Here is a 10,500-nt window from a genome sequence, read left to right as displayed (position 1 = left end):
CCCCGGGCGGGCGGACCCGGCGCGCCGCGCCGCGCGGCGGCCACGGCAACCGCTCGCGCCTGGCCGCCACGGCCGCCGCCGCGGCCCTCTTCCTCGCCGCGATGTACCTCGGCATGGTGTGGTTCTCGCCCGACGACACCGCGACGAAGGGCACCGAACCCGACGCCTCGCCCTCGGCGAGCAGCCCGGCCTCGCCCTCCGGTCCGCAACCGCGGGCGTCCGCCGACCCGCTCGCGTCCACCGAGCAGGGCGGCGGGACCTCGACCGTCGGTACGGTGGCCGATGTCACTCCGTCCGCCGAGGCACCCGCCACCGGCACTCCCGCGGCGCCCACGCCCGAGCCGTCGAGCCCGGCGCAGGAGACGAGCGGGGGCGGTGCGGAGCAGGTGGAGCAGCCGAAGCCGCACCCTCCCCGGGGCCCCGCGGACGGCGGGGAGGACGAGGACGACGAGGGCGACGACTGAGCGCGTCTGCGCCGGTGTGCGAGCGGGCGCCCCCTCGCGCGCCCCCTGGTGCGGCTTGTCATCGCCCTTATCGCGGCCTTATTGTCACCACGCCTTGGTGAACGGGAAATCCGGTGTGATGCCGGTGCGGCCCTCGCCACTGTGAATCGGGAAGTCCGGCTCCGGCCCTCGCGGGCAGCCACTGGGTCCTTGTGACCCGGGAAGGCGGAGTTCGGGCGGTGGTACCCGTCAGCCAGGAGACCGGCCAAGGCGCGTCAACCATCCACGAGGTGCTGGAGAGGGTCTGCTGAGCCATGCACATAGCCGAGGGTTTTCTGCCTCCGGTGCACGCGGCCGCCTGGGGCGTCGCGTCGGCGCCGTTCGTCGTCCACGGAGTCCGGTCACTCACCCGTGAAGTGCGCGAGCACCCCGAGAGCACCCTGCTCCTCGGTGCCTCCGGCGCCTTCACGTTCGTCCTGTCGGCCCTGAAACTGCCGTCCGTCACCGGCAGTTGCTCCCACCCCACCGGCACCGGCCTGGGGGCCATCCTCTTCCGGCCGCCGATCATGGCGGTGCTGGGCACGATCACCCTGCTCTTCCAGGCGCTGCTGCTGGCGCACGGCGGGCTCACCACCCTCGGCGCGAACGTCTTCTCCATGGCGATCGTCGGGCCCTGGGCCGGGTACGCCGTCTACCGGCTGCTGCGCCGGTACGACGTACCGCTCATGGTGGCCGTGTTCTGCGGCGCGTTCCTCGCCGACCTGTCCACCTACTGCGTCACCAGCGTGCAGCTGGCCCTGGCCTTCCCCGACCCGGGCAGCGGATTCCTGGGCGCGCTCGGCAAGTTCGGGTCCATCTTCGCCGTCACCCAGATCCCGCTCGCGGTCAGCGAGGGGCTGCTGACGGTGCTCGTGATGCGGCTGCTGGTGCAGTCCAGCAAGGGCGAACTGAGCCGCCTGGGCGTGGTGCCGAGCACCAAGGGGTCCCGGACCGAGGCGGAGGCGGTGGCCCGATGAGCCGGAACACGAAGATCAACCTGCTGTTGCTGGCCATCGTGGCCGCCCTCGCCGTGCTGCCGCTGGCCCTCGGCCTCGGCGACCACAAGGACGAGCCGTTCACGGGCGCCGACGGCGAGGCCGAGACCGCGATCACCGAGCTCGAGCCGGACTACGAGCCGTGGTTCTCCCCGCTGTACGAACCGCCCTCCGGGGAGATCGAGTCGGCGCTGTTCTCCCTCCAGGCGGCGCTCGGCGCCGGTGTCCTCGCCTACTACTTCGGGCTGCGCCGGGGACGGCGGCAGGGCGAGCAGCGCGCGCTGGAGCGGGAACGGGAGACCGGGAGGGAAGAGACCGGGACGGAACGGGAGACCGGGAGAGAACGGGAGCCCGGGACGGAACGGGAGACCGGGAGCGTGCCCGCCGGCACGGGCGGGACGTCCGCCGACGGGCAGGACTGAGTCCGCGTGCTGCCGATCGACGTGGCGGCGCACAGCAGTCGCTGGCGCCGCCGCCACCCCGTGGACAAGGCCGTGCTCGGGTTCGGCCTGACCGTGCTCGCGATCTCGCTGCCCCCGTGGCCGGGCGCGGCCCTGGTGCTGGTGGCGGCCCTCGCGCTGCTGCTGGGACCGGCGGGCGTGCCGGGCCGGCGGCTGTGGCGGGCCTACCGGGTACCGCTGGGCTTCTGCGTGACCGGCGCGCTCACCCTGCTCGTGCAGGTCGGCGGGCCGGACGGTGTCGTCTCCCTCGCCGGTGACGGGCCGGTCCGGGCCGGGGAGTTGCTGCTGCGCACCTCGGCAGCCTCCCTGGGCGTGCTGCTGTTCGCCTTCACCACGCCCCTGTCGGACCTGCTGCCGCGCCTGGTCCGGGCCGGGATCCCCGCGCCGGTCGTCGACGTCGCGCTCGTGACGTACCGGATGAGCTTCCTGCTGCTGGACTCCGTGCGCCGCGTCCGGGAGGCGCAGGCCGCGCGCCTGGGGCACACCAGCCGGGCGGCGGAGTGGCGTTCCCTGGCCGGCCTGGGCGCCACCGCGTTCGTCCGGTCCTTCGACCGGGCCGCCCGCCTCCAGGCCGGACTCGCCGGGCGCGGCTACGACGGCACGTTGCGCGTCCTGGTGCCCGAGGCCCGGGTCTCCGCCCGCTTCACCGCCGCCAGCTGTGCCCTGCTCGGGGCGCTGGCGGCCCTCGCCCTGATCCTGAAAGGCCGCTGACATGAGCGAGCCCGCCCTCGTCGCCCTGCGGGGCGCGACCTTCGGCTACGAGGACGGCCCCGCCGTGCTCAGCGGCCTCGACTTCGACATCCGCGAGGGGCGCGCGCTGGCGCTGCTCGGCCGCAACGGCAGCGGCAAGACCACCCTGATGCGCCTGCTCAGCGGCGGACTGAAGCCGGACGAGGGCCGCTTGACGGTCGACGGGCAGCCGGTGTCGTACGACCGCAAGGGCCTGACCCGGCTGCGGACGACCGTGCAGCTGGTGGTGCAGGACCCGGACGACCAGCTGTTCGCCGCCTCCGTCGAACAGGACGTGTCGTTCGGGCCGCTCAACCTGGGCCTGGACCACGCGCAGGTCCGGGTCCGCGTCGCGGAGGCGCTCGCCGCCCTCGACATCACCGCCCTGGCCGACCGGCCCACTCACCTGCTCTCCTACGGGCAGCGCAAGCGCACCGCCATCGCGGGCGCGGTCGCCATGCGGCCCCGGGTGCTGATCCTGGACGAGCCGACGGCCGGACTCGACCCCGACGGCCAGGAACGGCTCCTCACCACGCTCGACGGGCTCCGCGCGGGCGGCACCACGGTGGTGATGGCCACCCACGACGTCGACCTCGCGCTGGCCTGGGCCGACGACGCGGCGCTGCTCACCCCGTCCGGCGTCCGCACCGGCCCCGCGGCCACGGTCCTGGCCCGCACCGACCTGCTGCGCGCGGCGGGGCTGCGCCTGCCGTGGGGCGCCGCGGCCGCACAGCTCCTCCGCGCGCAAGGGCTGTTGGCCGAGACGCAGCCGGGGCCGCGTACGCCCGCCGAACTCGCCGCCCTGGCGGCCGGGCGGCCGGCGGCGTCGGGGGCCTGAACTCCCGTGCGGGCGCGGTCAGTCGAAGTAGGAGCGGAGTTCGCCGCGGCGCCGGACGTCCAGGGTCGCGCAGTGGAACGAGCCGCCGAACGGGGCGTAGTGGAGCAGGTCGCACGGGATCGGCTCGAAACCCCACCGCTCCAGGGCGCGCAGCATGCCGGTGTGGTGCCGCTCGGCGATCACCCGCTTCTCGTCGACCATCAGCACGTTCATGCTGAGCCACTTGCCGCACATCGACGTGACTTTGAGTATGCGCTCGTCGATCGGGTCCGGTTCGGGCGCGACCAGCACGTCCCAGCCGTCCAGGACGTCCGGCAGCCGGCCGGGGTCGATGTACTCGGGGTTGACCAGCACCTTCCCGGGGGCGAGCAGCACGAACGTGGTGTCGATGTGCATGGGCGTACGGCAGCGGCTGGTGATCTCGTGGATGCGGTACCCGGGGCCGAGGTGGCGGCGCAGCCAGTCGATGCCCATCGCGTTGGTGACGTTGCTGCGCGTCACGAACAGATCCCGGCCCGCCCGGACGAAGTCCGCGGCGTCGAAGACGGGTTCGAACTCGGTGAGGATGTACCGCATGGGTTCGCCGTCCCGCGGGACACGGAAGTCCGGATCGAACAGCTCGTCCGTCAGCTGCGGTCGGGGCGCCGCCGTCCAGCGCGCGCCGCGCCGGAAGTAGTCCTTGAGGACCGTCCGGTAGGAGTGCGTCTCGAAGTACCGGCACGGCCAGGCCATCGGTGTCTCGATGATCTCGTCGCCGATCACCAGCATGCTGTCGCGCGGACAGGTGTTGCAGAAGCCGCGCGAGGACCAGTCGGGCGTGCCGAAGCGGCGCCGGTGATCGACCGCGTCCGGCCGGCGGACCGTGACGCCGAGGGACTCCAGCAGCGTGACGAAGCCGTCGAGTTCCTGCTGCGCCTGCTCGACGAGCAGACGCGGGTACCGCAAGCCCGCCGCGAGGCCTTGCAGACGCCCGGCCCAGGGCGGCACGTTGCAGGTGACCACCGGGTGGCCGGAGGGGATCGTCGCCCCGTCCAGACGCCCGACGATGATCTCCTCCAGCGGATCCCACTCGTTGTGCGAGTTGACCGGCCGGGCGAGGTGCTCCGGGCTCGGGCCGGCCGCGGCACGGTGCTTCGGGGCCTCGTCGGCGGCGGTTGCTGTTCCGGGACCGTGTGTGACCGCCATGCTCACCACTCTTCTGGTCGCAAGCTTCGGTAGCTTCGGTGAGCGCCGCGCGGAGGCGCGGCGCGAGACGGCCCGCCGAGTGTGCGGTCAGTCGCCCGCGGGGCTGCGACGCCCGCGTGGGCGGGCCGGGCCTGGATTTACGGTTGCCCGGCTTCGGGCACTTCACTACGGTGCCGAGGTGGATCTCTTCTCGGTCTCCTGGGCGGCGCTGCGCGCGGCCGTCGCCGATCTCTCCGACGAGGACTTCGAGCGGCCGTCCGGCTGCACGGGCTGGCTGGTGCGGGACCTCGTGTGCCACCTGATCATCGACGCGCAGGACGTGCTGATCACGCTCGCGACGCCGTCCCACCGGGAGCCGACCCGGGACGCGGTGACCTACTGGGAGGTCTCCGGCACCCCGCCGACCGGTGAGGACCCGCTCGACGCGCTGACGGTCCGGCTGGCCGCCGCGTACCAGGAGCCGCACCTGCTGAAGTTCCACCTGGACGACGTCGGTTCCGCCGCGGGCCGTGCCGCTCTGCTGGCCGATCCGGCCGGGCGGGTCGGCACCCGTGACGAGGTCCTCACCGTGGCCGACTACCTCTCGGTGTACGTGCTGGAGTGGACGCTGCACCACCTGGACCTGATCGCCTGTCTCCCGGACCCGGAGCAGCCGCCGGCGGCGACGCTCACCCGGTCCCGCGAGCTGCTGGAGCGGATCGCGGGCAGTCCGTTCCCGGCCTCCTTCTACGACCTGGACGCGCTGCTGATCGGCACGGGCAGGCGGGAGCCAACCGAGGCGGAGCGGGCCGAACTCGGCGCTCTGGCCGAGCGGCTCCCGCTGTACCTCGGCTGACGGATTCTCCGCCCCCGAGTCCGCCCGGTGCGCCTCTTGGCGCTCCCCGCACACCACCGCCCGGCCGGAAAACGCTTGGACTGCGCGGTCGCCGTCGCGGGACACTTCCGGACTCGACCCGAAACTCCACACATCCGTTGCGGTGACGGCCCCTGCCCGCACGCGCGGGACGGGCGGCCACAGGACGACACAGGGGTGGGATGGAAACGCCTGGATCACGCAGGGTTCAGCCGGGCAAACGCTCGGTCCTTCTGGCACTTCGGTACTACGGGAGGGAGTTGTCCCGGCTGCGCCGGTGGACGGCTCCCGCCATGTTGCTCTCGGCGCTGGGCAACATCGGCATCAACTACATCGCGCCGCTGATCGTCGCCAAGCTGGTCGGCGACCTCGCCGACGGCGGAGAGGTCACAGCCGCCTCGGCGCTGCCGTACGTGCTCGGATTCGCCGGTGTGCTGCTGCTCGCGGAAGCGCTGTGGCGGATCGCGCTGCACTGCCTCAACCGGCTCGACGCCCTCGGCATCGAGCATCTCTACGTCATCGGGATGGACGAACTGTTCGCCAAGGACGCCGCGTTCTTCCACGACAACTTCGCCGGCTCGCTGACCAAGCGCGTCCTCAGCTTCGCCTCCCGGTTCGAACCGTTCGTCGACACGCTGACCTTCCAGATCGTCGGCAGCTTCGTGCCGCTGACGTTCGGCGCGGTCGTACTGTGGCGCTACGAGCCGCTGCTCGTCGTCGGCCTGCTGTTCATGATCGCGCTGACGGCGCTGCTGGTCGTACCGCTCATCCGACGGCGGCAACGCCTCGTCGACGAGCGTGAGGAGGCGATCGCCCGCGTGTCCGGGCATGTCGCCGACAGCCTGATGAACATGGACACCGTGCGGGCCTTCGCCGCCGAGCGGCGCGAGGCCGCCGAACACCGCTCCCGGGTCGCCACGTCCCGCCGGCTCACCCTGCGGTCGTGGGACTACGGCAATCTGCGCATCGACACGCTGGTGGCGCCGATGTCCGTAGTGACCAACGCGGTGGGTCTGCTGCTCGCGGTGACGCTCGCCGGGGGCGCGCACGGCGTGGAGGCGATCGTGGTGGCCTTCACGTACTACACCAACGCCACCCGCATCATGTTCGACTTCAACCAGATCTACCGCCGGCTGGAAGGCTCGATGACCGAGGCCGCGCAGTTCACCGAGCTGCTGCTGACGCCGCCGACCGTGCTCGACCCGCCGGAGCCGGAGCCGCTGCGGCCCCGGGCCGCCGACGTCCGCTTCGAGAAGGTGACCTTCGCGCACCGGGGCGGCCGCCCGCTTTTCGAGGGGCTCGACCTGGACGTGCCGAGCGGGTCGAAGCTCGGCCTCGTGGGCCGGTCGGGTGGCGGCAAGACCACGCTCACGCGGCTGCTGCTGCGGATGACGGACATCGACGGCGGCCGCATCCTCATCGGCGGCCAGGACATCAGCCGGCTGCGCCAGGCCGACCTGCGCGGTCAGATCGCCTACGTGCCGCAGGACCCGGCGATGTTCCACCGCACCCTGCGGGACAACATCGCCTTCGCCCGGCCCGACGCGAGCGACGAGGAGATCCGCCGGGCGGCGCAGGCCGCGCACGTCACGGAGTTCGCCGACACCCTGCCGGACGGCTTCGACACGATGGTGGGCGAACGGGGCGTGAAGCTGTCCGGCGGGCAGCGCCAACGCGTCGCGCTGGCCCGGGCGATCCTGCGTGACGCGCCGATCCTGCTGCTGGACGAGGCGACCAGCGCCCTGGACTCCGAGAGCGAACTGCTGGTCCAGAAGGCGCTGTGGCGGCTCATGGAGGGGCGGACGGCGCTGGTGGTCGCACACCGGCTGAGCACGGTCGCGACCATGGACCAGCTCGTCGTCCTCGACCGGGGCCGGATCGTCGAGCAGGGCAGCCACCAGGAGTTGCTCGCGCTCGACGGCGCCTACGCGAAGCTGTGGCAGCACCAGTCGGGCGGGTTCCTCGACGACACGGCCGGGCGGGCCGGGGTGGTCTAGCGCGGCGGGGCCGTCTCCCCGCGTGCGGGGAAGACGGCCCCCACGCCCCGCGAGGGAGCACCGTCCCGGCGGCCGGGCTGCCGGGGTCGTTTCACCCGTGGGCGTGACGCCGGACGGCCACACGAGTGAACTGTGCGTCACGGTGCGTGACCGGCCGTTACGGTGGCGCGGTGCCCACAGCCCCGCGTGCCCGCTTGACAGCCGTCACCGCCCCGAGTCCGCCCCGCAGCCGGCCCAGGGAGGAGACCCGCTCCGGTACCACCGCCGCGGACCGCCGCCGCGCTCTCGCCCCGGTCCGCTGGTGAGGGCCGGGCACCGGCGCAGGTCCGCCCTCTCACGCGAGGACCACCGGCCGGTGGCCGCCGCCGTGCACACCACCGAAGCCCTGTCACACCCGCACGCCCTTGGCCGCCGTCTCCCCCGTGCCGGCCGTCCGGTCCTGCACGACGCCGTAGGCGGACTCGGCCCCCGTATCCGCGACTTCCTGCTCCCCGAACCCCTGCGAGGACAGCGATGACCGCCGCTCCCGACAGCATTCCCGCCCGCCTGGCCCGCCTCGGCGAGCGTCCGCAGTCCACCGTCATCGTCCGCTGCAGCGGCCCGGTCTCCGCCGAGGGTGTGACGGCGGCCCAGTTGCTGGACGGCTGCCGCCGTATCGCCGACGCCCTGCGGGCGGCCGGGGTGCGGGCCGGCGACCAGGCCGTGGTGAGGACCCGGGACGCCTATCAACTCGTCGCCGGTGTCTACGCGTTGACCTCCCTCGGCGCCGTGCCCGTGCCGGCCGAGCCGCGCGCCGGGGTGCGGCGGTGCCTGGACGAGATCGCCCCCGGCGTGTTCGTCGGGGAGCGCCTGACGCATGTGGCGCGCCGCGCGCTGGGCTGGGGGCGCGGCCATGTGCGGACGGCCCTGGTCACCGGCCGCGCCTTCCCCGGGCCGGCGCACCTCCCAGGGCGGCATCTCCCGGAACGGCATCTCCCGGAGCGGCACCTGCCGGAGCGGCACCTGCCGTCGGCCGTGGCGGGCGGCACCGGTCCGGCCCCGTGGGTGCCGGAGCCCCGGTCCGAGGACCTGGCGACGATCGCCTTCACGCCCGGCTCCAGCGGGCGGCCCGAGGGCATGGAGGACGCCCATGCCACCCTCGCCGGGCAACTGACGGCCCTGGACGCCGTCCTGGGGATCCGGGCGGACGACGTCCTGTTCTCCTGCTTCCTGCCGTTCGCCGCGCTGGGCCCGCTGCTCGGCGTGCCCACCGTCGCCCCGCAGATCGACCACCTGGCTCCGGCGCGCACGCCCTCGGGGCACCTGGTGGGGCCCCTGCTGCGGCACCGGGCGACCGTCCTGCTCGGGTCGCCGGCGGTCCTCGGCCTGATCGCCGGACACTGCGCGCGCCATGGCCTGACGCTGCCCTCGGTGCGGCGTGTGCTGTCCTTCGGCGCGCCGCTGCGCCCGCGTCTCGCCGAGGCCCTCGCGAAGGCCCTGCCCGCCGGGGCGGAGATCGTCAGCGTCCACGGCGCCACCGGGTGCCTGCCCGTCGCGGCCATCGACGCGGAGCGGTCGGGCGCGCCGCGCATCCAGCCGCCGCCGGGTCACTCGGGCACCTGTCTGGGCCGGCCGCTGCCCGGGGTCGAGGCGCGCGTGCTGGACGCCGACGCCACCGGCCTGGGCGAGATCGCCGTCGCCGGGCCCGTCATCAGCCCCGGCCGGCACGTCCGGCCCGAGGGCACGGGCGCCGCCCGGGCCGAGGCCGACGGCACGCCCTGGTACCGCACCGGTGACCTGGGGCGCCTCGACGAGGAAGGGCGCCTGTGGTACCTGGGCCGCAAGGCGCACCTGGTCACCGGTGGGGAGTTCACCCTCACCACGGAGGACATCGAGGCCACGGCCGACACGGCCGCCGGGGTACGCCGCACGGCCCTGGTCGGCGTCGGCCCCGCCGGACGGCAGCGGGCGGTGCTGTGCGTCGAACCCGAGCGCGCGGCGCGCACGGACGCGGTCGTGAGCGCCCTGCGCACGGTCCTGCGCGACCATCCGCACGCCCGCCGTATCGGCACCGTGCTGTTCCACCCCCGTTTCCCCGCCGACATCCGCCACGACTCCAGGATCGACCGCGCGCGGCTCGCCGCCCGGGCCGCACAGGGTGTGCCGCAGTGAGGGTCCGGTTCAGTCACGGGAGGGAGGCGGCGGATCGCGGGCGCGCGGATCCACCGGGCCGGGTGAGCGGGGCCCGGGCCTCCAGGGCCTGCAACAGCAGGTCCACCGACTGCTCGAAGGAGCTGTCCGCCATCGCGGGCAACTCGCGCCGCACCGCGGTCAGCGCCGGGTAGGCCACCGGGTCGAGGTCCTGGTAGGCGTCCCGCCAGGCGCGCTGGTCGGCCTCGCGCCCCTGCCGCGGCAGGGCGTGGAAGGCCGCCTCCGTGGCGGCGTGGCTGAGCACGGTGTCGATGAAGGCCAGGTAGAGCCGTGCGGCCTCGGCCGGCGGGAAACCGGCGCTCAGCAGCAGGCCGATGCCGGTGTCCACGGCGCGGATCTCGTTGCGGCGCCGGGTCACCCGGTGCGCGGCCAGGGCGGCCGCCCGGGGATGGGCGAGGTAGCCCGCGCGCACCCGCAGGGCCATCTCGCGCAGCCCGGCCACCCAGTCGGCACCGGGGGCGAAGCCCGCCATCGCCTCGCCGATGATGCGGTCGGCGATGGCGAGCACGAGGTCGTCGGTGCCGTCGAAGTAGCGGTACAGGGCGGTCGGATCGCAGCCCAGGGCCGCGCCGAGCCGGCGCACGCTCAGCGCCTCGGGGCCGTGCTCGCCGATGAGGCGGAGCGCGGTCTCGACGATGAGGTCCTCCGACAGCAGCACCCCGGAGCGGGTGGGGCGCCGGCGTCTGCGTTCCTGCGGGACTCGGGTCGTCATGGCCGGATCCTCTCCTTCGCCGCCGTCCGGTGGCCGGGTACGGAGCAGTGAAGGCCCT

The 10,500-nt window shown here is 74.0% G+C and carries 9 protein-coding genes, 1 pseudogene and 1 riboswitch; of the genes and pseudogenes, 8 read left to right on the top strand and 2 right to left on the bottom strand.

Annotated features, from left to right (window positions below):
• The 5 genes and pseudogenes from CHR28_RS37740 to CHR28_RS11045 form a co-directional block, all read left to right on the top strand.
• Positions 1-464 (top strand): annotated as a pseudogene (locus CHR28_RS37740) (serine/threonine protein kinase); the annotation flags it as partial.
• A 78-nt stretch (positions 465-542) separates the two neighbouring features.
• A riboswitch (cobalamin riboswitch) is annotated at positions 543-727 on the top strand.
• Between the two features lie 30 nt (positions 728-757).
• Positions 758-1,459 carry an energy-coupling factor ABC transporter permease gene (locus tag CHR28_RS11060; protein WP_094053371.1) on the top strand — a complete coding sequence of 234 codons (702 nt, stop codon included), beginning with the start codon at positions 758-760 and terminating at the stop codon, positions 1,457-1,459.
• Positions 1,456-1,899 (top strand): energy-coupling factor ABC transporter substrate-binding protein, encoded by a 444-nt coding sequence (locus CHR28_RS11055; protein WP_256984211.1) that lies wholly within the window; start codon positions 1,456-1,458, stop codon positions 1,897-1,899. Before CHR28_RS11060 ends, CHR28_RS11055 begins: the two co-directional genes overlap by 4 nt.
• Positions 1,900-1,905: 6 nt before the next feature.
• Positions 1,906-2,649 (top strand): cobalt ECF transporter T component CbiQ, encoded by a 744-nt coding sequence (gene cbiQ, locus CHR28_RS11050; RefSeq protein ID WP_094053370.1) that lies wholly within the window; start codon positions 1,906-1,908, stop codon positions 2,647-2,649.
• A gap of 1 nt (position 2,650) precedes the next feature.
• A complete protein-coding gene (locus CHR28_RS11045) occupies positions 2,651-3,505 on the top strand; it encodes an ATP-binding cassette domain-containing protein (protein ID WP_094053369.1) in 855 nt (284 codons plus the stop codon).
• A gap of 18 nt (positions 3,506-3,523) precedes the next feature.
• Here CHR28_RS11045 and CHR28_RS11040 read toward each other — a convergent pair whose 3' ends face one another.
• The gene (locus CHR28_RS11040) at positions 3,524-4,690 is read right to left on the bottom strand and encodes an amidinotransferase (RefSeq protein WP_094053368.1); all 1,167 of its coding nucleotides are present in this window, start codon (positions 4,688-4,690) and stop codon (positions 3,524-3,526) included.
• 178 nt (positions 4,691-4,868) lie between these two features.
• On the opposite strand from CHR28_RS11040, the gene CHR28_RS11035 reads away from it, so the two are divergent.
• The 3 genes from CHR28_RS11035 (at position 4,869) to CHR28_RS11025 (ending at position 9,691) form a co-directional block, all read left to right on the top strand.
• Positions 4,869-5,525, top strand: a complete 657-nt coding sequence (locus CHR28_RS11035; protein ID WP_094053367.1) for a maleylpyruvate isomerase N-terminal domain-containing protein — start codon at positions 4,869-4,871, stop codon at positions 5,523-5,525.
• A 200-nt stretch (positions 5,526-5,725) separates the two neighbouring features.
• Positions 5,726-7,540 (top strand): ABC transporter ATP-binding protein, encoded by a 1,815-nt coding sequence (locus CHR28_RS11030; protein WP_094053366.1) that lies wholly within the window; start codon positions 5,726-5,728, stop codon positions 7,538-7,540.
• A 513-nt stretch (positions 7,541-8,053) separates the two neighbouring features.
• Complete coding sequence (locus CHR28_RS11025) at positions 8,054-9,691, top strand: AMP-binding protein (RefSeq protein ID WP_094053365.1); 1,638 nt, start codon at positions 8,054-8,056, stop codon at positions 9,689-9,691.
• A 13-nt stretch (positions 9,692-9,704) separates the two neighbouring features.
• Here the strand turns inward: CHR28_RS11025 and CHR28_RS11020 are convergent, their stop codons facing one another.
• A complete protein-coding gene (locus CHR28_RS11020) occupies positions 9,705-10,442 on the bottom strand; it encodes a TetR/AcrR family transcriptional regulator (RefSeq protein WP_094053364.1) in 738 nt (245 codons plus the stop codon).
• Positions 10,443-10,500: the final 58 nt, after the last annotated feature.

This window comes from Streptomyces sp. XY006 (assembly GCF_002237655.1).
In the GTDB taxonomy this organism is placed as follows: Bacteria; Actinomycetota; Actinomycetes; order Streptomycetales; family Streptomycetaceae; genus Streptomyces; species Streptomyces levis.
The sequence above is the reverse complement of the archived record's forward strand: the minus strand, read 5'-3'. Positions and strand labels throughout refer to the sequence as shown.

Excerpts from the sequence above, each read along its gene's own strand:
- CHR28_RS11020 (WP_094053364.1), bottom strand. The coding sequence starts at position 10,442 with ATGACGACCCGAGTCCCGCAGGAACGCAGACGCCGGCGCCCCACCCGC.
- CHR28_RS11025 (WP_094053365.1), top strand. The coding sequence starts at position 8,054 with ATGACCGCCGCTCCCGACAGCATTCCCGCCCGCCTGGCCCGCCTCGGC.
- CHR28_RS11060 (WP_094053371.1), top strand. The coding sequence starts at position 758 with ATGCACATAGCCGAGGGTTTTCTGCCTCCGGTGCACGCGGCCGCCTGG.
- CHR28_RS11055 (WP_256984211.1), top strand. The coding sequence starts at position 1,456 with ATGAGCCGGAACACGAAGATCAACCTGCTGTTGCTGGCCATCGTGGCC.
- CHR28_RS11045 (WP_094053369.1), top strand. The coding sequence starts at position 2,651 with ATGAGCGAGCCCGCCCTCGTCGCCCTGCGGGGCGCGACCTTCGGCTAC.
- CHR28_RS11040 (WP_094053368.1), bottom strand. The coding sequence starts at position 4,690 with ATGGCGGTCACACACGGTCCCGGAACAGCAACCGCCGCCGACGAGGCC.
- CHR28_RS11030 (WP_094053366.1), top strand. The coding sequence starts at position 5,726 with ATGGAAACGCCTGGATCACGCAGGGTTCAGCCGGGCAAACGCTCGGTC.